The sequence below is a fragment of the Planococcus sp. TJ-301 genome (genome assembly GCF_058268475.1).
In genome coordinates this window covers 2,198,089-2,219,479 of record NZ_JBZDOH010000001.1, presented here as the reverse complement: position 1 = coordinate 2,219,479, position 21,391 = coordinate 2,198,089, and the positions used below count along the sequence as shown (strand labels likewise).

The following is a 21,391-nucleotide window of genomic DNA, read 5'->3' as shown; positions in this document are numbered from 1 at the left end:
AATGCATAAAGTAAGTTTTTTCAAATCGATTCACGTTAAGTTTGTGCTTATTTATATCCTGCTGATTTTATTGGCGATGCAAATCATCGGCCTTTACTTTGCCCAGCAGCTTGAAGAAACGCTGATTGATAATTTCAAAAGCTCGATTGAAGACCGCATGAACATTGTGGAGTTCAGTGTGCGGGAGGAATTGATCAAAGAACGGACGGATGAGGACTTGACCGCTGAGCAAAGCTTGCGGTCAGTCCTTAACGGCTTTAAATCGGACGATATCGACGAAATTCGCGTAATTGATTCACGCTACCGGATTTTGGCATCTTCTGCTGTGGAAAATCAGTCGCTTGTCGGCCAACGTTCGACGCACGACATTGTCATGCAGTCGATTGTCGGAGAAGCGGCTTATGACCGGAATTACGTCAATGCCCAAGCTGAGCGTATTTGGGTCCGCACTCAGCCGATTATGGCTGAAGGCGGCGAAGTGCTCGGCACTTTGTATATGGAAGCGGATATTGAAAATGTCTATAACCAGATGGACGATATCAACTCGATCCTTGCAGGCGGGACCGCCATCGCATTGGCGGTCACCGCAATTCTCGGCGTACTGGTCGCCCAGACGATCTCCAAACCGATTTCGGATATGCGGAGGCAGGCGCAGGCAATGGCCAAAGGGAATTTCTCGCGCAAAGTGCGCGTTTATGGGGACGATGAAATCGGCCAATTGGCGAAATCGTTCAATAACCTGACAAATCGGCTGCAGGAATCCCAGCAGTCTACGGAAAGCGAGCGGCGCAAATTGGCGTCGGTACTGTCGAATATGACAGACGGCGTCCTATCGACCGATAGGCGCGGCCGTGTCATCCTCATCAACGACCCAGCGCTGCGCTTGCTCAATGTTTCACGTGAAACGGTTATCAACCGCCCGATCACCTCAGTCCTGAAACTGGATATGGAGTACACGTTTGAAGATTTAATTCACTTGAAAGAAGCCATTACACTCGATTTCAGCAAATACGATGAAAGCACGCTTCTGCGTACGAGTTTTTCGGTTATCCAGAAAGAGACTGGCTTCGTCAACGGCGTCATCGCTGTGCTGCACGACAATACCGAGCAAGAGAAAATCGATGTCGAGCGGCGCGAATTCGTGGCCAATGTTTCGCATGAGCTGCGTACGCCGCTGACGACGATGAGAAGCTACCTCGAAGCGTTGGCAGATGGTGCATGGGAAGACCCGAACTTGGCTCCAAACTTCTTGAATGTGACGCAGACGGAGACTGAGCGTATGATTCGCCTGGTCAACGATTTGTTGAAGCTTTCGAAAATGGATGCCAGCGAAACCGAGCTCAACAAAGAGATGGTCGAATTCGGCCGTTTCTTCAACCGCATCATTGACCGGTTCGAGATGTCGAAATCGCAGAAGCTCCGCTTCGAGCGTTATTTGCCGAAAGAGCAGTATTTTGTTGAAGTCGATCCGGATAAATTGACGCAAGTTATTGATAACATCATTTCCAACGCCTTGAAATATTCTCCGGAAGGCGGGAAAGTCCGCTTTGACATGACCGTTGAAGACGGCTTCTTGCTGATTCGTGTCAGCGATCAGGGCATGGGGATTCCGAAAGAAAACGTCGACCGCATTTTCGACCGTTTCTATCGCGTCGACCGCGCCCGCTCGCGTGCAATGGGCGGGACCGGACTGGGCTTGGCAATTTCAAAAGAAATGATCAACACCCATGGCGGCGCTATTTGGGCAGAAAGTGAATTTGGAAAAGGCACAACCATCTTCTTCACGCTGCCATTCGAAGAGGATGACGGAGGTGAGTGGGAATGAAATACGTTGAACAAATAAAAACGATCTTTTTATTCCTGCTGATTTTCTTGAGCTTGGCGCTAACTTTTACCATCTGGACATTTACGCCGACATTCCCGCAAATTGAAAGTACACCGGCCACAGAAGTGGAGCTTGGAGCGAACAAGGACGTCGAAGAAGTGGTCCAGGCGACGAAAGTGCTTTACCACTCGGAAGAAGAAGCGAAAGGCACAACAAGCCAGCAGCAGATTGATTTGCTGCTGGATGTCATGAAGCAATGGCAAATCCATGATATTACGACGATTTTAGAAGATACGCCGGTCAAGAAATTGGCTTCGTTTATGCACGGGCCAGATCGCGCAACAATCTATTTCCCCGGCCCCGTGCCGTTCCCGGTCATCGATAGCATCCTGACCATCACAGATGACAGCATGCCGGAGGCGTCATTCGACCGCATTGTCGTTGCATGGGAAGAAGCGAGTGAGACGGATTTCATGTTGTATTTCATCAATTCCAAATCCGGTCGCGTGCACCAGGGCAATGTTTCGACCACAGAGCTGGAGAACTTGATGAACGCCGTTGTGGAACCGGCTTTCGGAAATTACTCAACCTACATCACCAGCAAAAAAGTCGGCGTGCTGCCGATTTACGTCCCGGAAAGCTCGGAGGTGCTGAACACTTACCGCTATCTGCAGGAAGACATTCCGGAACAGAAATTAGTTGACGGCCTGTTCGAAAATCCGGGCAGCGTGACGACGACTGGGGATTTAGTGAACCGGGAGTACAGCGATGAATCGGATGCCCTGATGAGCTTTGATGAAAATGCTAAAAGCGTCAATTACGTGCAGCCCCAAGCAGAAACAAATGACCCGGCCATCCCCTCCGAATTGATTTTTAAGACGGCGGATTTTATTAACAGCCACAGTGGCTGGACAAATGATTACCGGTATTTCGGCATGGAGCCGCTGAACCAGAAAATCGATTATCGCCTGTATCAGGATAATCTTCCGGTCTTCAGCCAGACATTCGAAACCGACCTTGAAGTTGTTTGGGGTGTGGAAGCTGAAATGGAAAAAGTATTCCGCTATAAGCGGCCCTATTATGTGCTGGAGTCGTTGGGCGCATCGGGTTCGCTGGAATTGCCTTCCGGCGCAGCTGTATTGCACGCCATTGAACATATGGACATCGAACCCAAAAGCGTTTCGGAAATCGTCCAGGGCTATTCAATGGCCCGTGATGAAAAAGAACCGGAGCGGCTGATTAGCCTGCAGCCTGCCTGGTATTACAAAGCGGATGGCGTTTGGACGCAGCTGCCAGCAGAAGTGTTAGGAGGCGATCCCTTTGGATTGGAATAAAACCAAATCCATTTTCATCATTGTCTTTGCCATACTGAACGTTTTCCTGTATTCGCTGTATCTTGACCGCTACAACGAATCGCAGAACGTCGTCTTTCTTGTCGAATCTTCCAACGAAGAAAAGCTGGAAGCCGATAAAATCAGCTATTCCAATCTTCCGGAAGGGGTGGAAAGCCAGCCATACGTAACCGGCAAGATGAAATCTTTTGTCGCAGCAGATGTTCCGGGTCCGGATTCCACAGGGGACGTGTCGAACGACAAATCCTTGGCAGTGAGGTTCAATGAACCGATGCCGCTTGGAGAAAAAGTGAGTACAGAAGTGTTGCAGGAATTTGTGGACAAAACGGTCTACAGAGGCGACAATTACGTCCTCTGGCGAATTGATGAAAAAAATCGCCAAGCGGTCTTTTTCCAGGAAATCAGCGGCCAACCGCTTTATTACAGCGATGGCGGCAAGTTGACGGTTTACTGGAACGACAATGCAGAAGTGGTGAATTACGAACAGACGATTTTTGAGAATGTGGAAGAAAGCGAACAGCAGAAAACCTTGATTCCGGCTATCCAAGCGATTCATACGCTTTACCAGAAACGCCTGCTGCCGACGAATACGGAAATTGATTCGGCGGAAATCGGTTATTCGGAGTATGTGACCGTATCGGAAGAAACGCAAATGTTCTTGCCGACATGGCGCATCCAAGCGACGCTTGAAGACGGCACGCCGCAAGAGTTTTTCGTTAACGCTGTGAAAGATGGCGTTATCGAGCTGAAGGAAAAGGAAGAGGAAGAACCTGCACAATAAGGAGTTTTTATTATGCGTTTTAGTGTATTAGCAAGCGGCTCTAAGGGCAACGCTATTTATATAGAAAGCGGTAGCCAATCGTTCTTAGTCGATGCCGGACTGAGCGGACGCAAGCTGGAAGCCCTGTTTGCTTCAATCGGCAAAAGCATGAGCGATCTAGACGGCATCCTGGTTACGCACGAGCATAGCGACCACATCAAAGGGCTTGGCATTGTGGCGCGCAAGCATAAGGTGCCTGTATACGCCAATGCCAAGACCTGGATGGCAATGGACGGGCTCGTCGGCGCGATTCCTAACGAGCAGCGATTCCATTTTGACATGGAGACGGTGAAAACTTTCGGCGGGCTCGACATCGAGTCGTTCGGGGTGTCGCATGATGCTGCCGACCCGATGTTTTACGTATTCCATGAAAATGGCCGAAAGCTTTCGCTTATCACGGACACGGGCTATGTCAGCGACCGCATGAAAGGCATCATCCAGGCCTCGGACGCGTTCGTTTTCGAAAGCAACCACGACGTGGGCATGCTGCAGATGGGGCGCTATCCCTGGTCCGTTAAGCGGCGGATTTTAAGCGACGTGGGCCACGTATCGAATGAAGATGCAGCAGTCGCTATGAGCGAAGTGATGGCTGAAAAGCCGACGCGGATTTATTTGTCCCACTTAAGCGCGGATAACAATATGAAAGATCTGGCGCGCATGAGCGTCGAGCAGACCTTGCAGACAAAAGGCATTATTGTCGGCGAGTATGTCGACCTCCTGGACACAGACGCCAATATCCCGACCGAGCTTGTTATTGTATAGAGGAACCAAAAGGCTGCACCGAGACCCGGTGCAGCCTTTTTTCTGTTATAGCTGATATTCCGCCAAAAAGCTACGCTTGCCGCGGGCAAGAGTTGACCGAAGCCTGCGAGGGCAATTCTTTGCGACGAAGCGCATAGCGCTGCAGGAGCAGAGTTCTTTTGCAGGCGTCTCCGCTTTTTGGCTCCATATCAGTTACAAGTGTCAGTGCATCTTTTAGAATTGAAAGATGAAGTAATAGCAAAAGTGATAGACATGTTCCAGTGATTCAAGATTTTTAGCGTCGAGCGGCTAAGGGCCTGGCTTCCTGCGTGAGCCAATGAGATGGCCAAATGGAATTTGGACCATTTCATTTGCGACGAACTTGCGCAGGAGCAATCATCTTTGCCCCACCCGAAGCGTCAAAAGCGAGTGGCAACACGAATAATACACATTCTCCAATTTGTCTAGCGGCCAGCAGTTGCTGTGGCTTGCCAACGCCGTTTCGGATTCTTAAACTAAGGCTATACAACAGTAAAGAGCAGGAGAGGATGGGTGCAGTGGGATATTACAATCAGCCGCCAGAGGGCCGGCGCCGGCCTAGGCGCACGAGTTCGTTTCTAGCCGGACTGGCCGGAGTTGCTGTCGGGGCTTTGCTGGTTTGGTTTTTGTTTCAGTCGGTGCCGCAATTGATGCCGGGTGCAGGCAATAATAACGCAGGAAATGGGACAGGGAATAACGCAGGTGCCGGCCAGGAGGAGCGGCAGTCCGAATCCGTGTCGGTGGATGTGACGACCGATGTGACAGAAGCGGTGGATAGTGTGGCGGATGCGGTTGTCGGTGTGACGAACCTGCAGGAATCGTCCGATTTCTGGTCGCAGACCGAGCCGCAAGAGGCAGGGACAGGGTCTGGCGTTATTTATAAAAATGATAACGGACGGGCGTTTGTAGTGACGAACAACCACGTCATTGATGGCGCCAATAGCATCGAAGTGACGCTTGCAGACGGGACGAAGGTAGCGGCGACTCTTGTCGGGACAGATATTTGGACCGATCTCGCAGTCATTGAAATGGACGGCGCGGCTGTCCAGGATGTGGCGGAATTTGGCGACTCGGACGCATTGAAGCGCGGTGAACCGGTTATCGCGATCGGCAATCCGCTGGGCCTTGATTTTTCCGGTTCGGTGACGACGGGAGTAGTGTCCGGCAAGGATCGGGCCATTCCTGTCGACTTGGATGGCGATGGGACGGAAGACTGGCAAGCGGAAGTGCTGCAGACGGACGCAGCGATCAATCCAGGCAATAGCGGAGGTGCGCTGGTCAACCTCAGTGGCCAGCTGATCGGCATCAATTCGATGAAGATCGCCACGTCAAATGTCGAAGGGATCGGTTTTGCGATTCCGATCAATTCGGCAATCCCGGTTATTGAATCGATTGAAGAAAATGGCGAAATGATCCGTCCTGCAATGGGTGTGACCTTGATTGATTTGGCGCAAGTGCCGCAAGCACAGCGCGAGGAGACCTTAAGCCTCCCTACAGAGGTCAAAGAAGGTGTTGTGGTCAATTCGGTGCTTGATGATTCAGCGGCCGCTAAGGCGGGCATGCAGCAGTTTGACGTCATCATCGAGTTGGACGGCAAAGCTGTGGGCGATTTGATCGAGCTTCGCAAGCATTTGTACAATACAAAGGAAATCGGCGACACGATGGCCGTCAAAGCCTACCGCAATGGGGAATTGATGGACTTTGAACTGGAGCTTGTCGATAATTCCGCTTTATAGCATTCAATAGAGATTTGGAAGCCCTTGCTTCCAGATCTTTTTTTGAGGCAGGAAATGGCGGGCCGGCGGCGAATAAAGGAAAAGACACGACATGATGTGGAGGGATTGGATGTTTAAAACATTGGATGATTTTTTCAAAGAATGGAAGGCCGAAGAACAAGCGACGCAGAAAGTTCTGGATGTGTTGACGGATGAGTCGTTGAGCCAGCCGGTCGCAGATGGCTACCGAACGCTTGGGCGACTCGCCTGGCATCTCGCGACGGCGCTCGATGAAATGGTTGGCCATACTGGCCTGCAGTTTTCAGCGGCGCGATTCGGCAATCCGGTGCCGGACACGGCGCAGGAAATTGCGGAAGCGTACCGTTTTTCCAACCAGTCGATGGTGATGGCGATGCGGGACAATTGGACAGATGACACTTTGGTGGAAGAACATAATATGTACGGCGAAATGTGGAGCGTCGCAACCATTTTGAAAGTGCTGATGACGCACCAAATCCACCACCGCGGACAAATGACAGTGCTGATGCGCCAAGCAGGTTTGAAAGTTCCCGGGATTTATGGCCCAGCAAAAGAAGATTGGGCAGCGATGGGAGCAGAGCCGCCGGAAGTATGAAAAAAGTCCACGATGCCAACCTGCGCATCGTGGACTTTTTCGTCCCTTTTTCTTGTGTATTGTTATTGTAAGTTTTGTAAACAATCCGACTGATTTTGATAAGCAATGTTCGTGAAAGCAAAAAAACGTCATGTGGATAACTTATTTCTATCATCGAAGGAAATAACTATCCACAGGGCTTTCGAAGCTTTGCTATTCCCGGGCTTTCACTTCTGTTAAAATAGGGTGTGGATAAACATGAACGAAATGTGTATAACTATGTAGAATATTCGGAAATCGAAAGGATTTGATAAAATGAAGATTTATTGCTGCAAAACCCATGTGGAGCATGCGTTAGACGTGTTCGTGGCAAAGACAGAAAGTTATCCGATTTTAACGGAATTGCCAGACGAAGAAAAGTTATCCACAAAGTGCGAATACTGCGAAGAGCCCGCGATGTATCTTGTGGCAAGTGAATGAGTCAACACAATATGTAGAAACACCTGTGGATATGTGTATAACATCTGGGGGTAACTTGTTTGTAAATTTTAAGTAAAGGGGGATAAGTTGTGAATATCTCAATTATCAGTGTCGGCAAACTAAAAGAGAAATACTTGAAAGCCGGCATTGAAGAATACACGAAACGGCTGGGAAGCTACACGAAGATCAATGAAATCGAAGTGGCGGACGAAAAAGCGCCCGAGCAATTGAGCGAGGCCGATATGGAAATTGTAAAGAGGAAGGAAGCCGACCGAATCCTGGCAAAAATTTCCCCAGATGCCTATGTTATCGCATTGGCAATTGATGGCAAGATGAAGACTTCCGAAGGGCTGGCAAAAGACATCGAATCTCTCATGACTTACGGCCGCAGCAAGATCGTATTCGTCATCGGCGGCTCGCTTGGCCTCCACGATGAGGTATTGAAACGCGCCGATGAGAAATTGTCGTTCTCGAAAATGACGTTTCCCCATCAATTGATGAAATTGATCTTGGTGGAGCAGGTTTATCGGGCTTTTCGGATAATGAAGGGTGAGCCTTATCATAAGTAAATGAGGTTTATGCTGAGGGAAGGTGCTGTAAGCATCTAAGATATTGTTTTAGGTCTATATTCAATGGGGGAGCTGGACAAGTTTGAGAGGACTATTAAATCATGTTGAAATATATGTATCGGACCTGGAGAAAACGAGAGAATTCTGGGGATGGTTACTACCAAAACTAGGATATAAAGAGAAGCTTAATTTAGATGTAGGTATTATCAATTATGTTTTGGATGAAACATATATTGTATTTGTTCAAACACAAGAAAGTTTTCTTGATATTTCCTATCACCGCTGCAGAGTTGGGCTAAATCATTTAGCATTTCATGGTGATGGGACAGCTTTTGTAGATGAAATCACCGAAGAATTAAGAAGAAAAGGAATAAAAATTTTATATGAAGAAAAACATCCTTATGCAGCAGGGCCTGATTATTATGCTGTCTTTTTTGAAGATCCGGATAGAATTAAAGTGGAAATTACGGCACATTAAGGAATCTAAATAAAAATAAATGATTTACAAAACCTATGCTATTCTGTATAGGTTTTGTTTAAAGGAGCAATCATATTTTACTGGGAGTTCAACAACTAAAATCATTTTGAAACATTACAGAGAACTTTATCATAAGTAACTAAGATCTTATAAAAACAAAAAAAGCCAAGAACACCAAGCAAAAGAGAAAAACTTGCCTGGCATTCTTGGCTTTTGTAAATTCGTGATGGAAAGAAAAATCCTATTATACAAACAGAAATTTCTAATCAAAAAATTATCGGAAAAGTGAAGATAACGAAAGCTGCCCAAATTCCGTAGACCGGTAAATATTTCGTAACGGCATCTTGGATGGTGGAAGGGCCGGTTTTGTTTCGCAGAAAACGCAGATAGGAAAGCATGATCCAGATTAAATTGGCCCAAACCAGGATGTTTACGCCTAAAACCGCAAGGCGGTTGGGCGTAATGCCATAAGAAGTCAGCCTGAACATGATGGCGGATAAAGCGACGCTGTCGATGATCAGCGCCAGCACAATCAAGGCAACATTTACATAATCAGAGATGTTCTTTTTCTCGTCTGAGCCGCTTTCGGTAATGGAAAAGATGGTGACGGCCAGCACACCAAGAAGGATGCCGTTGAAGATTATCAGGAAATCACGGTCCAAAAATGGATTTTTCCCGAGCCAAATAATTGCGATGAGATAGGCTATTAATGTTGCCAGGACGAGCGGGCTGAAAATCTTCGCTATATACGGGGCAACATTTTTAGCGAGTTTCAGGTTCCGTGAAACCACGTATGCTGTCACGACAGCGAGAGCAGCAGCTCCAAATAAAACGATATTGCTGAAATAGAATTCTTCTATGTCTAAGCCAACAAAGCTGAATAACTGCGTAGTAACTGCCGCCAGCAGCATGCCGCTGATCGCCAAACTGGCGTAGAGCATAACGAAATTCAAATTGAATTTGAGATAGGCTAACCGGGTGCTGTCATTGCTGTATTTATTCCCAGCGAATGCAAGGCCAACCAATGCCCATAGGAATATGGGAAGGTGCAAGTAAGCAAGAATGATGCTGTCTGTATATTCTAAGGGCAGCCTATTGAGATAAACTCCTGAGATTAGGAATAGCAGCATAAGGAAGTACAGAACACTATTTTTCGGTGGATTTTTATAGACAAAATAGGCGGCAATAAAGGGAAGTACGCCGAAAGCAAGGTTAATGGGGGCAATTGCCTGCAGTTCGACAAAATGGAAGATGATCCGGGTGCTGATGCCGGCCAGAATTGCTAACATGCCCATGAATAAAAATTCCTTTTGAAGAAAGAAATTTTTATCTGTATGTGCTGCCTCCTTGAAATGCAGCCGTTCATGCCAAACGGCAAGAACCGGTGAATCAGAATTTTGTGCGAAAGCCTCTGCAAAGTCTTTTTTAAAAGCTTTTGGGTCTTCCCTGAAAAATCTTTCAAGCGCGTTGGGATCTGCGATATTTTCAATAATAAAATTGTTACTGTCCACAATTTTTACCTCCTCTACTAATTGTTGTCTCAATTTCCGCTGTCCTTTATGATGTTTATTGATCAAACTACATTATTTTTGACTGTCTTCTTAACTTTTGCCTTTCCATATTTTCAATTTAGTATATTGAGTTTTATAAAAAGCAACTTACTTCGGTATTGTTAAGTTGATTTTAACAGATTATTTATTGATTAACAATAAATATATATTTATTATCATGATATTTTTGTTGTTAAAATATTTATTCTGAAAACCTTTCTCTAGCAAGAAGTGCTCTAAAACCTTAAAGGCTCAAAGAGAATTTACAGTATTAATAGGATTCTGGTTAAAGATTTTAAGAGTGAATTTGGCGCGAGTATCAAGTGCAGGAAATGCAAGCGAGGTGAAAATCGTCTTCTCTAACATAAAAATGAGAAAGAAAGGTGAAACAGCATGAAAATTATTGTTTTTGGCGCAAGCGGCGGTGTAGGCCAATCGGTCGTGAAGCAAGCAGTAAAAAATGGTTTTGAGGTCACGGCGTTCGTCCGAAATCCTGCCAAGCTGGAAGTTACACATGAGAATTTAACGGTTATTAAAGGAGATGCCTTCAATGCTGCGGAGGTTTCAGACGCGATTGCTGGCCATGATGCGGTCGTGTCGTGTTTAGGCTCGGATCAAGGGATGAAAAAATCGACGGCGCTCCAGGATATGGTGAAAAACATAGTCGCGTGCATGGAGGCGCATGATGTGAAACGAATCGTCTACACCGCTTCTGCGGGCGTCCATAATGAACTGCTAGGCGTGAGCGGGAAACTGATGATGGGCATGCTGAAGAATGCTCTAGCTGATCACCGGGCTGCTGTAGATCATATTGAAGCACACGGATTGACCTATACGATTGTCCGGCCGATGGGCTTGATCAACGGGCCTTTTACAGGCAAGTACCGAGAAGCTGCATCGGGTGTGCCGGAAAAATCCAAGACCATCCCCCGTGCGGATGTTGCACATTTCATTCTGAAAGCATTGAACAATGCAGAATATGAAAACAGATCTATTGGAATTGCGACTTGAACCGCTGCAGAATTCTGCGTATGGTCCCGCTGATTTTCAGTTAGATGAAATCGCGCTTCTGTGGAACACAATTCAAAACTTACAGCAAATCTGCATGAGGAATCCGTTAAAACCTAGAATTGGGCGGATTCCTTTTGCATGATTATCGGAGTTGGGAAATAACCATATGGAGCGTATTGATATCGGCTATGAAAAAAACGATTTCGATTGGTTCATTTATGATGTTCCATTTTCCTTAAAAATGGAACATGAGTCAGCAACTTCGAGAGAGAAACTTCAATACCAGACTGATAAATTGGCTCAACAATCCAAAGCTACCATTACATCAATAAATACTGTTCAAAAGGAACTTCAGACGATAAAGATAGCTCAATAATCATTGGTGAATGAAGAGAGGGTGAAAAAGTTCATGATAAACGATGAAATGAAAGTAATCTTCGAATCCGAAAGATGCTACACAAGACGGTTTGCCGAAAGCGATCTGAATGATTTTGTCTCATACCGCAACGATCCAGAATGGATGAAATTTCAATTCTTTAAAGGGTTATCGCGGGAGGAATACGAAGAGATCCTTTTGAAGGAAGCGACTGTGGACAGCGGCGCGCAGTTTGCGATCATCAGGAAAGATGATGAAATTCTCATCGGGGATGTCTTTATTAAAAAGGAAGCTGACACTTTCTGGATTGGCTATACCGTCAGCCCGTCCTTTAAAAGGCAGGGTTATGCCCATGAAATAACCCAAGCAATGATCCAGTGGATCCAGCAGCAAGGCGAATTTAAGATTATGGCCGGAGCCGCGCCCGAAAATATTGCGTCGGTTCAGCTGCTGGAGAAATTGGGATTTGCGCAGGTGGATGAGGAGAACGGGGAATCCATTTTTTTATTGCATCAACGTTCATAAGGCTCTATACAGAGGACTCCCTTGAACAACAAAAAATAGTTTGAATTCCAATGATAACTTTTTAAGGAGGACTTAAAAATGATCGGAGAAACGGATTTAAAGTATTTACAGCGTTGTGTGGAATTGGCGGAAATAGCTTTGGACAAAGGCGACGAGCCATTCGGGTCCGTGCTGGTGTCAGCTGCCGGCGAAGTGCTGTTTGAAGACCATAACCACGTGGCGGGAGGTGATCATACGCAGCATCCCGAGTTTGCGATTGCGCGTTGGGCAGCAAATAACCTGTCACCGGAAGAAAGAAGCAAGGCGACGGTTTACACATCGGGCGAGCATTGCCCGATGTGTGCGGCGGCGCATGGCTGGGTCGGTCTTGGCCGGATTGTCTACGCCAGTTCGTCGGAGCAGTTGTCCGGATGGATGAGTGAATTGGGCGCACCGCCTGCGCGAGTCCGCAACTTGGCCATTAGAGATGTCATCGTGAATGCAGAAGTGGCTGGCCCCGTGCCGGAACTGGCGGAGCAAGTGCATGAGCTCCATCGGCGGTGGCACGCGACAAAGCATTAAACGGGTCACTTCGTTGTTTTCTGTATCGTGATGTCTGTTTCATCCGAAATCTTGTTATACTGTAAGGGCACCAAAAGCTGAACAAAGCTTTGGTTGCTCTTTTTTTGTACATACCACGTATTTTGAATCAGGGAGTTGGAATTATAAATGAACAATAAAGATATCGCAGATATTCGCAAACGATTTAAGTTGGATACGGATTTATTGAAAATCGCTGAAATTTACAATGTCTACATCCAGCAGGAAAGCAGTGAGATCTTCCATGAGGAGGGCCGCTCGTTTTCCTTATTGGACCGTGAGCAGCAGGAGCTGTTCCTTGCCAATTTCAAGAAGGTCCTGGGCGGAAAAATGGATGTGAAGCTGTTTGAAGTGAAGTTCCAGCCGCAGGAAGAAGGACAGGCGGACCATACGCAGCGGCTCCTGTATGAAGGACTGGAGGCAGAGGACGCAGCTGAATGGAAAACGAATATGCAGCGCATCGCCTTGAAGATGGTGGAAGAGAAACCGTATGAAAAGGACATGGTAGTCACGTTCATCCGGGGGACTTATTTTAAAACGACGAAGCGCCAGGCGGATGAAACAGAAATCGATCTGCGCGATGAGGTGTACACGACGCCGTTCATCCTCTGTAGCATGAACGAGACCGAGCTGCCAAAAAGTTCTTTGGTGTTTGATTTTGTCGAAAAAGAATTCAAGTCGAATGTGCTAGTCGACCCGGTCATTAAATTGGCTTCGCCTGTCGGAGGCTTCCTATTTCCGAGTTTCACGGACAACGCCGCGGATATCCATCACATCGTCTATGCTTCGGGCAAAGCGAATAAACCGGATTTCCAGTTTATCGAAAATGTCTTGAACGGCAATGAAATCATGACGGCCGAAGAAGACAAAGCGGTGTTTGAGGAAATCGTCAAAGCCGTGATCGGCGACGAAGTGAATTCGCGGACGCTCGCCGGCCTTTATGATGAAATCAACATCATGCTGGAAGTGGAAAAAGAAGCGGAGAAAGAAGATGTGGAAACGCCGGTTTTGGATACGGTGGAAGTGACGCGTGTGTTGAAGGCAAGCGGCGTCAAAGATGTCAGCATCGAAAAAGTGGAACGGGCTTTTCAGCAGGTCGTTGAAGACCGAAGCTATGAAATGAAAGCCAGCCATGTCGTACCAAGCTACGCCTCGAAATCCATCAAAATCAGCACGAAAGTCGCGGAAATCAAGATCAGCCCGCAAGACTTACGTTACGTCAAAGAAGTCAATTACAACGGCAAGCGCTGCATTTTGATCGAAGTGGAAGAAGACACGATGATTGAAGGATTCAAGCTGCTTGCGGAAGAAGAGCTGGAATAGAAAAAGAAATAAACCTCATTTAGCCGTGTTGCAGGGAGCTAAATGAGGTTTTTCTTTTGGCTGGCAACAGAATCACGCCCACCACATCGCCCCTACCGATTCTTTCACCATCACCGGCTTTAAATTTTCCACCGCTTTGGTAAAGCCTTCGTTGATCGACATCAATCCGTCTTCGTGCTCGATGCTGACGACGTAATCGTAGCCATAGAGGCGCAGCGTGCTGATGATGTCGGCCCAAGTTTTTTGGTCATGGCCGAATCCGACTGTCCGGAAATACCAGGCGCGGTCTTTCATCTGGGAATAATCGGTCATGTCCGTCAAGCCGTTTCGGTTCATATTCGTTTGGTCGATGATGGTGTCTTTGGCGTGGAAATGGTGGATCGCGTTTTCGCGGCCCAGAATTTTGATGGCTTCCACCGGATCGATGCCTTGCCACCACATATGGCTCGGGTCCATATTGGCGCCGATGTAAGGGCCGCATGCTTCGCGCAGCCGCAGCATCGTCGCCGGGGTGTGGACGGAAAATCCGCCATGCAGCTCCAAGCCGATTTTCACGTTGAGCGATTCCGCCAAGCTGTTTTTTTCTTTCCAGTAAGGGATCAGCTTCTCCTCCCATTGCCATTTGAGGACTTCCTGGAAATCGTGCGGCCAGGCGGCGACTGGCCAATTCGGATAAAGCGCGTTCTCGTGGTCGCCTGGACAGCCGGAAAACGTGTTGACGACCGGCACGTGCAGTTTCGATGCCAGTTGCATCGTCTTGATGAGCAATTCATCCGCTGGGCCCGCAACTTGTTTTTGCGGATGAAGCGGGTTGGCGTGGCAGCTGAGCGCGCTGATGATCAAGCCGGCATCTTCGATTTGCTGCAGAAACGCTTGCTGCTTTTCTTCATCGGCCAGCAATTCGTCCAATTTGCAATGGGCATCGCCCGGATAGCCGCCAGTGCCCAGTTCAATTGCCTCGATGCCTTTTGACGATACATAAGCCAACATATCTTCAAAGTTTCGATCGGAAAACAATACAGTAAAAACTCCCAGTTTCAAAAAATCCCCTCCTATCTAAATTTCTGAATATACTGTCATGTAAACCATTACATTATTAACATATAGAAAAAAAGCGTTAAAATCAACGTATTTCTAATAAAAAAATACTTATTGACAGATAATTCTGATTAATTTATTATGAAAATGTAATCGATTACATTTTGAAGCAAGAGTGTCGTGTCAGAAAGAAGGAAAGAATATGGCAAATATCCAACAAGTGGCTAAGCATGCAGGGGTTTCGGTGGCAACCGTCTCCAGAGTGCTCAATGGCCAAACGACAGTAGCAGCAAAAACCAAGCAGAAAGTAGAGGAGGCGATCCAATACTTAAATTACGAGCCGAGTATGCTGGGCCGGAACCTGCGGAATTCCGAAAGCCGCATTGTGCTGATTTTAATCCCGACTATTTCCAATCCGTTTTATTTTGAAATCATCAAAGGAATTGAAAATATGGCATTGAGCCAGAATTACAGCATTTTGCTATGCGAAACGGATTCGAAGCCGGAAAAAGAGGAAATCTATTTCGACTTGCTGCGGAAAAAGATGGCGGATGGCATTATTTCGATGGATCCGGCTGTAAACGTCGAGACCTTGAAAGAATTGGCTGAAAACTACGCCATCATTCAGTGCAGCGAATACGGGGGCGGTGTGGACATTCCTTACGTCACGATCGACAGCGAAGAAGCTTCTTACCGGGCCGTTAAGCACTTGATCCAAATCGGCCATCAAAAAATTGCACTGATGAATTCCGACGAGAAATTCCTCTATGCCCGCGAGCGGCGGATGGGATATGAGCGCGCGCTCCAGGAAACCGGCATTCCGCTGAATAAGGACTATATTTTTTATACGCAGGAATTGGGCTTTGAACAAGGGCAATTGGCGGTGAAAAAAATCCTCCATTTAAAAGACCGTCCGACAGCAGTGTTTGCTGTATCGGATTTATTGGCAATCGGGGCCTTGAAAGAAATAAAAGCCGCGGGGCTCCAAGTGCCGCAAGATATTGCCGTAGTCGGTTTCGATAAAATCGATTTCTCCAATATGACGAACCCGGCGCTGACGACAGTCGCCCAGCCGATGTATAAGATGGGGACCGTTGCTGCGCGGATGCTGATCGACAAGATACAAGGAAAACCCGTAGACAGCGTCGTCTTGGGCTTTGAATTGGTCATACGGGAATCGACTACCGGATAAGGCAGCTGAGGCCGGCGCTCTATGATTAAAGGGATTGATGATAGAGCGCTGGTCTTAGCTAAGAAAAAGATCGTGTGCAGTGAAGGGTGCTTTAAAAAACTTAAAGGGGTGGATACAGTGAAGAAATTATGGCTCATTTTATTGTCTTTCGTAACAATTTTCGGTTTGGCAGCGTGCGGCGGCGGTACAGAAAGCGGCGGTGAGACCGGTTCAACGAACGAAGGGGGAGACGAGCAATTGACGATTGGCATCTCCCTCCCTTCAGCAACGCATGGATGGATGGGGGCTTTGATCGACAGCGCTGAAAAACAGGCGATGGCTTTAAAAGAAAGCGATGGCATTGACTACGTCATGACCAATGCGGCAGACCCGAACAAACAAGCAAACGATGTCGATGATTTAATCGCGCAGGGCGTTGATGTGATTGTCATGCTGCCGATTGAATCTGCAGCTTTGACCCCGGTCGGCCAAAAGATAAAAGATGCCGGCATTCCGCTCGTCATTGTGGACCGGGAACTTGAAAACGATGCGGCAACGGTTGTAGTAAAAGGGGACAATGAAGGAATCGGCGTCAATGCTGGCAAATACTTCGTGGAACAATTGGATGGCAAAGGGAAAATCGTTGAAATCACCGGTCCTCCAAGTTCGGTGACCGAACAGCGGGGCGCTGGCTTTAAAGAAGCTGTGGAAGCTGCACCAGGCATGGAAATCATTGCATCCCAAAGCGGCGACTTTTCTACTGAGAAGTCATTGGAAGTCATGCAGAACATTTTGCAGGCGAACCCTGAAATTGATGCCGTCTTCACGCAAGATGATGGCATGGCATTAGGGGTCTTGCAGGCTATCAAAGAAGCTGGCCGTACGGATATCCAATTTGTCACAGGTGCAGGCGGAGCTAAAGGCGTCTTTGAAGATATTCAAAACGACGGGCTGATGAAAGCGACGTTCCTTTACTCACCGACGATGGTGGAAGATGCGGTGACAATCGCGGCAGGCATCGCCCAGGGCGAAGATCCGGCTGAAGCGATGGTTGTAAAAGAAGCGACGCAAGTGACAAAAGAAAATGTGGAAGAATATTACGATCCAGAATCGAAATTCTAAACGGACTGCCAGGAAATGCAATGGAATAATTGCATTTCCTCAGACTGTCGAGAACCTTAGATGATTGTTTTGCATTTCGCTTCAGGCGGACGCGTTCCGCGGGCCTGGCTTCAGTCTCCTCGTCGCTGTCGCTCCTGCGGGGCCTTCAGCTCAGGCTTTGCCCGCTGGAGTCGCCGCCTTCCGCTTCATTCCAAGGTATTTCTTATTAGCGAGTTATTTCTTTTACTGAAGAACAAGAGAAATACACTTTTTGCAGTTTCTTTCGTGTTCTCCAGATATGGAGCATAACAGCGTAGACGCCTGCGGGAAAGCGAGACAGCCGAGACCCCGCAAGGAGCGAAGCGACTGAGGAGGCTTGGCGCTCGCCCGCGGCAAGCGCAGCTGTTATGCGGAATATCGGCTCTATCAGAAAAAGGATTTACCTTTCTCGACAAACTCAGGAAATGCAATGGAACCATTGCATTTCCTCTTTTCCTATAGGGGGGTAAGACATGGCAATGCATCCTTTTGTGGCAATGAACGGAATCGAAAAATCATTTAACGGCGTGCCGGTTTTGAAAAAGGTAACGCTGGAAGTGGAACGGGGCGAAATTCATGCGTTGCTTGGCGAAAACGGGGCAGGCAAATCGACGCTGATGAATATTTTAGGCGGCGTCCACCAACCGGACAACGGAAAGATTTTGATCGACGGCGAGGAAATCAAACTTGTGAATCCGCATGTTTCGCAGGCACAAGGCATCAGCTTTATCCACCAGGAACTGAATATGGTCGGCGACCTAAGAGTCTATGAAAACATGTTTCTAGGTTCAGAAATTCGCACCAAATTCGGGTTTTTGAACGTGGAAGAAATGTGCCGCCAAACCCATGAAATTTTAGCGCAGCTTGGAGTTTCCATCGATCCGAAAGAATATGTGCGGAATCTTGCGACCTCCTACAAGCAATTGATCGAGATTTCAAAAGCATTGCTGCATAAATCACAATTGATCATTATGGATGAACCGACAACGTCGCTTGCAGAACATGAAGTGAGCCGGCTTTTTATCTTGATGAAAAACTTGAAAAAGTCCGGCGTTTCCATCATCTACATTTCCCATAAATTAAAGGAAATCCAGGAGGTCTGTGATCGCTACACCATTTTACGGGACGGCCAGCTGGTGAAAACGGATGTGATGCAAAACGAGAATCTGGAAGTGATCACCAAGCTGATGGTCGGGAAAGCCATTTCGCAGGATCGGTACGTGCATGAGCATGCGTTTGGCGAATTGGCGTTGGAAGTGGAAGGATTGACGAGCGCGGGTTTATTCAAAAACATCGATTTTACCGTCCAGCAAGGCCAAATCGTGGGCTTTACCGGGCTTGCGGGCGATGGCCGGACAGAGCTTTTTGAAAGTTTGTTCGGCTACCGGAAAAAATACACGGGCATTGTGAAAGTGAAAGGCAAGCTTGTGAAAATAACGCATCCTCGAAAAGCGCTGCAAGCGGGGATGGGCTATGTGCCGAAAGACCGCAAAGAAAATGCCATCATCAAAGACTTGAGTGTGATCCACAATATGACCCTGTCGTCGATGGGGAATTTTGAACGGATGGGGTTTATTCAAGACAAAAAAGAGCAGCAGAAATTCAATACGTATAAAAAAGCATTGAATATCAAAGTGCACAATCCGCGCATCACCATCGATAAGCTAAGCGGCGGAAACCAGCAGAAAGTCATCATCGCGAAATGGCTGGAAGCGGAAACGGACATCCTAATTTTCGACAACCCGACACAAGGAATCGATGTGGGCGCGAAACAAGAAATTTATCAGCAGATCCTGACGCTCGCGAAGCTCGGCAAAGCCATCATTATCCTGTCATCTGAAGCCCCGGAAGTGATGCGGATCTGCCACAACATCTACGTCATGTACCACGGCGAAATCACTGCGCGGTTCACTGGCGACGAAGCGAGCGAAGAAGAAATCATGCATTATGCCACTGGAGCGAAAAGGGAGGGAGAGAAAATTGGCTAACATCGACACAAAAGAATACAGTCCGGAATCGCCAAGCGTGAAAAGCCGGCTGTCCTGGCTCTGGTCGGAATACAGTGTCATTATCGCATTCGTCATTATTTACATCGGCGCTTCCGCGATGAACCCCAGATTTCTTGATATCAATAACCAATTGAACATCTTGATGCAGGTCTCGATCATCGGCATTATCGCACTCGGCATGACAGTCGTCATGCTGTCAGGCGGCATCGATTTATCCGTAGGCTCTGTCTTGGCGCTTGCCGGCGTGATTTCCGTGCTGGCATTAAATGCGTCCGGCAGCATTTTAGTGGGAGTTTTCACGGCACTCTTGGTGGGTTCGTTTGCCGGATTCCTGAATGGCCTGATGGTCGCAAAAGGGCGGATCGCTTCATTTATCGCCACGCTTGGGATGATGGCAGGCGCGCGTTCAATCGCGCTTTATATCGCCGAAGGCGGCAGTGTCTCCGGCGAAGTCAGCGGTTTTACGGCAATCGCCAATAATAATTTATGGATTTTCGATTTTCCGGTCATCATTTTCTTCGTGATGGCGGTGCTGATTTATGTATTGATGCACAAAACCCGCTTCGGCAGGTACGTCTATGCCTTGGGGTCGAACGAAAAAGCAGCGATGCTGTCAGCAATCCGCGTGGACCGCATCAAAATCGGTGTATATACACTGATCGGTACGCTCGTCGGCATCGCGGCGGTCATTGAAACTTCGCGCCTGAATTCGATTTCTTCTTCCAGTTCAGGGTCGCAATACGAACTCGACGCCATTGCAGCCGTCATCATCGGCGGCACGCGGATGACCGGCGGACGCGGAAAAATAATCGGTACGATTTTCGGCATCCTGATTTTGGGTATCCTGAATAATATGATGAACCTGATGAACGTCTCTCCCCATCTTCAAGGGTTCGTTAAAGGGCTCATCATCATCATTGCAGTCGTGTTCCAAAAAAGAGAATAGGAGGAAATCCGATGGGCATCAAAGTAGGTATTATCGGGTGCGGGTCCATCACAAAAATGCGCCACGCACCGGAATATTCAGCGAATCCATATGTCGATGAAATCGTCTTTTACGACCGGAACCTCGACCGTTCCGAAGCGATGGCGGCGATGTTCGGCGGAATGGTCGCAGAAAGTGTCGATGAATTGTTTGCCGACCCCGACATCGTCGCCATCAGCGATTGTTCATCGAATGAGCATCATCATGTATTCTCCACCCAAGCGCTGTTGAGCGGAAAGCATGTGCTGTGCGAAAAACCGATTTCCCTGACGGTGGAATATGCCAAAGAAATTCTGGCGGCCCAGAAAACATCCGGCAAAAAACTGATGGTTGACCATAACCAGCGTTTTACGCGCGCCCATCAGAAAGCGAAGGAAATCATTGCCAGCGGAGAACTCGGCAAAGTGCTGACGTTCCGCACGGCATTCGGGCATTCAGGCCCGGAAGCCTGGGGCATCAATAAAACCAAGTCCACCTGGTTTTTCAAGAAAGAACGGTCCGGATTCGGCGTCGGCGGCGATCTCGGCATCCACAAAATCGATTTGCTGCATTACCTGCTCGACGATAAAATTGTTCAAGTCAGCGCGTTCCAAGGCGCGCTGCACAAGGTGGACGAGAACGGCGAAGCGATTGAAGTCTGCGACAATCTGGTGTGCAGCTTGGTGACAGAAAAAGGGCGCCTCGGAAATGCCGCTTTCTCCTGGACGTATTACGGAGAAGAAGACAACAGCACCGTGGTCTATTGCGAGAAAGGCATCATGAAAATTTACCACGACGAAGAATACCAGCTTCAAGTCATCATGCAATCCGGCGAAAAAATAAATTACCAGCTGGAAGCAATCCAAACAAACGACAACCAGACAAAAAGCGGAGTCATTGACGCTTTTATCGATTCCATCCGCTTGGATCAGGAGCCGATTGTCACTGGCGAAGATGCACTCCGTTCGCTGAAAGTCATTTTAGGCATCATGGAAGCTGCCGAAACAAAACAGGTCGTCACGATCGAAAAAGAGTCGCTTCTTTATAAATGAACAAGACTCCGGCTGCCTGCT

Annotated in this window: 21 protein-coding genes; 19 read left to right on the top strand and 2 right to left on the bottom strand. The window is 47.7% G+C overall.

The features are described from left to right. The first annotated feature begins 1 nt into the window (after nucleotide 1). From walK to AC4EHJ_RS10750, 9 genes are all read left to right on the top strand, one after another. The gene (gene walK, locus AC4EHJ_RS10790) at nucleotides 2-1,825 is read left to right on the top strand and encodes a cell wall metabolism sensor histidine kinase WalK (RefSeq protein ID WP_490975564.1); all 1,824 of its coding nucleotides are present in this window, start codon (nucleotides 2-4) and stop codon (nucleotides 1,823-1,825) included. Then, nucleotides 1,822-3,159 (top strand): YycH family regulatory protein, encoded by a 1,338-nt coding sequence (locus AC4EHJ_RS10785; protein ID WP_490975563.1) that lies wholly within the window; start codon nucleotides 1,822-1,824, stop codon nucleotides 3,157-3,159. The genes walK and AC4EHJ_RS10785 overlap by 4 nt, the downstream gene beginning before the upstream one ends. Next, complete coding sequence (locus AC4EHJ_RS10780; RefSeq protein WP_490975562.1) at nucleotides 3,146-3,958, top strand: two-component system regulatory protein YycI; 813 nt, start codon at nucleotides 3,146-3,148, stop codon at nucleotides 3,956-3,958. Before AC4EHJ_RS10785 ends, AC4EHJ_RS10780 begins: the two co-directional genes overlap by 14 nt. Before the next feature lie 12 nt (nucleotides 3,959-3,970). Further along, the gene (locus AC4EHJ_RS10775) at nucleotides 3,971-4,759 is read left to right on the top strand and encodes an MBL fold metallo-hydrolase (protein WP_490975561.1); all 789 of its coding nucleotides are present in this window, start codon (nucleotides 3,971-3,973) and stop codon (nucleotides 4,757-4,759) included. Nucleotides 4,760-5,295: 536 nt separating this feature from the next. After that, nucleotides 5,296-6,513 (top strand): S1C family serine protease, encoded by a 1,218-nt coding sequence (locus AC4EHJ_RS10770; RefSeq protein ID WP_490975656.1) that lies wholly within the window; start codon nucleotides 5,296-5,298, stop codon nucleotides 6,511-6,513. Nucleotides 6,514-6,622: 109 nt separating this feature from the next. Then, the gene (locus AC4EHJ_RS10765; protein ID WP_490975560.1) at nucleotides 6,623-7,126 is read left to right on the top strand and encodes a DinB family protein; all 504 of its coding nucleotides are present in this window, start codon (nucleotides 6,623-6,625) and stop codon (nucleotides 7,124-7,126) included. Between the two features lie 294 nt (nucleotides 7,127-7,420). Further along, complete coding sequence (locus AC4EHJ_RS10760) at nucleotides 7,421-7,585, top strand: CxxH/CxxC protein (RefSeq protein WP_490975559.1); 165 nt, start codon at nucleotides 7,421-7,423, stop codon at nucleotides 7,583-7,585. An 89-nt stretch (nucleotides 7,586-7,674) separates the two neighbouring features. Beyond that, a complete protein-coding gene (gene rlmH / locus AC4EHJ_RS10755; RefSeq protein ID WP_490975558.1) occupies nucleotides 7,675-8,154 on the top strand; it encodes a 23S rRNA (pseudouridine(1915)-N(3))-methyltransferase RlmH in 480 nt (159 codons plus the stop codon). 82 nt (nucleotides 8,155-8,236) lie between these two features. Further along, complete coding sequence (locus AC4EHJ_RS10750) at nucleotides 8,237-8,632, top strand: VOC family protein (protein WP_490975557.1); 396 nt, start codon at nucleotides 8,237-8,239, stop codon at nucleotides 8,630-8,632. Nucleotides 8,633-8,898: 266 nt separating this feature from the next. Here AC4EHJ_RS10750 and AC4EHJ_RS10745 read toward each other — a convergent pair whose 3' ends face one another. Then, nucleotides 8,899-10,143, bottom strand: a complete 1,245-nt coding sequence (locus AC4EHJ_RS10745) for a DUF4153 domain-containing protein (RefSeq protein WP_490975556.1) — start codon at nucleotides 10,141-10,143, stop codon at nucleotides 8,899-8,901. Between the two features lie 432 nt (nucleotides 10,144-10,575). Here AC4EHJ_RS10745 and AC4EHJ_RS10740 point away from each other — a divergent pair, with 432 nt between their 5' ends. The 5 genes from AC4EHJ_RS10740 (at nucleotide 10,576) to AC4EHJ_RS10720 (ending at nucleotide 13,996) form a co-directional block, all read left to right on the top strand. Beyond that, nucleotides 10,576-11,193: an NAD(P)-dependent oxidoreductase gene (locus AC4EHJ_RS10740; protein ID WP_490975555.1), complete on the top strand. Its 618-nt coding sequence runs from the start codon at nucleotides 10,576-10,578 to the stop codon at nucleotides 11,191-11,193. Nucleotides 11,194-11,359: 166 nt separating this feature from the next. After that, a complete protein-coding gene (locus AC4EHJ_RS10735) occupies nucleotides 11,360-11,569 on the top strand; it encodes a hypothetical protein (RefSeq protein WP_490975554.1) in 210 nt (69 codons plus the stop codon). 33 nt (nucleotides 11,570-11,602) lie between these two features. Next, on the top strand, nucleotides 11,603-12,094 hold the full coding sequence (locus AC4EHJ_RS10730) for a GNAT family N-acetyltransferase (protein WP_490975553.1): 492 nt from the start codon (nucleotides 11,603-11,605) through the stop codon (nucleotides 12,092-12,094). Between the two features lie 78 nt (nucleotides 12,095-12,172). After that, nucleotides 12,173-12,655 (top strand): nucleoside deaminase, encoded by a 483-nt coding sequence (locus AC4EHJ_RS10725; protein WP_490975552.1) that lies wholly within the window; start codon nucleotides 12,173-12,175, stop codon nucleotides 12,653-12,655. Between the two features lie 147 nt (nucleotides 12,656-12,802). Further along, nucleotides 12,803-13,996 (top strand): DUF4317 domain-containing protein, encoded by a 1,194-nt coding sequence (locus AC4EHJ_RS10720; RefSeq protein ID WP_490975551.1) that lies wholly within the window; start codon nucleotides 12,803-12,805, stop codon nucleotides 13,994-13,996. A 72-nt stretch (nucleotides 13,997-14,068) separates the two neighbouring features. Here the strand turns inward: AC4EHJ_RS10720 and AC4EHJ_RS10715 are convergent, their stop codons facing one another. Continuing rightward, entirely contained in the window at nucleotides 14,069-15,037 is a 969-nt protein-coding gene (locus AC4EHJ_RS10715; protein WP_490975550.1) for a sugar phosphate isomerase/epimerase family protein, read from the bottom strand. 199 nt (nucleotides 15,038-15,236) lie between these two features. Here AC4EHJ_RS10715 and AC4EHJ_RS10710 point away from each other — a divergent pair, with 199 nt between their 5' ends. The 5 genes from AC4EHJ_RS10710 to AC4EHJ_RS10690 all read left to right on the top strand — a co-directional run bounded on the left by AC4EHJ_RS10710 (nucleotide 15,237) and on the right by AC4EHJ_RS10690 (nucleotide 21,370). Further along, nucleotides 15,237-16,226 carry a LacI family DNA-binding transcriptional regulator gene (locus tag AC4EHJ_RS10710; protein WP_490975549.1) on the top strand — a complete coding sequence of 330 codons (990 nt, stop codon included), beginning with the start codon at nucleotides 15,237-15,239 and terminating at the stop codon, nucleotides 16,224-16,226. Between the two features lie 117 nt (nucleotides 16,227-16,343). Then, nucleotides 16,344-17,327 (top strand): substrate-binding domain-containing protein, encoded by a 984-nt coding sequence (locus AC4EHJ_RS10705; RefSeq protein WP_490975548.1) that lies wholly within the window; start codon nucleotides 16,344-16,346, stop codon nucleotides 17,325-17,327. Between the two features lie 491 nt (nucleotides 17,328-17,818). Beyond that, on the top strand, nucleotides 17,819-19,333 hold the full coding sequence (locus tag AC4EHJ_RS10700; protein ID WP_490975547.1) for a sugar ABC transporter ATP-binding protein: 1,515 nt from the start codon (nucleotides 17,819-17,821) through the stop codon (nucleotides 19,331-19,333). Then, the gene (locus AC4EHJ_RS10695; RefSeq protein WP_490975546.1) at nucleotides 19,326-20,300 is read left to right on the top strand and encodes an ABC transporter permease; all 975 of its coding nucleotides are present in this window, start codon (nucleotides 19,326-19,328) and stop codon (nucleotides 20,298-20,300) included. The genes AC4EHJ_RS10700 and AC4EHJ_RS10695 overlap by 8 nt, the downstream gene beginning before the upstream one ends. An 11-nt stretch (nucleotides 20,301-20,311) precedes the next feature. Further along, a complete protein-coding gene (locus AC4EHJ_RS10690; protein ID WP_490975545.1) occupies nucleotides 20,312-21,370 on the top strand; it encodes a Gfo/Idh/MocA family protein in 1,059 nt (352 codons plus the stop codon). Nucleotides 21,371-21,391: the final 21 nt, after the last annotated feature.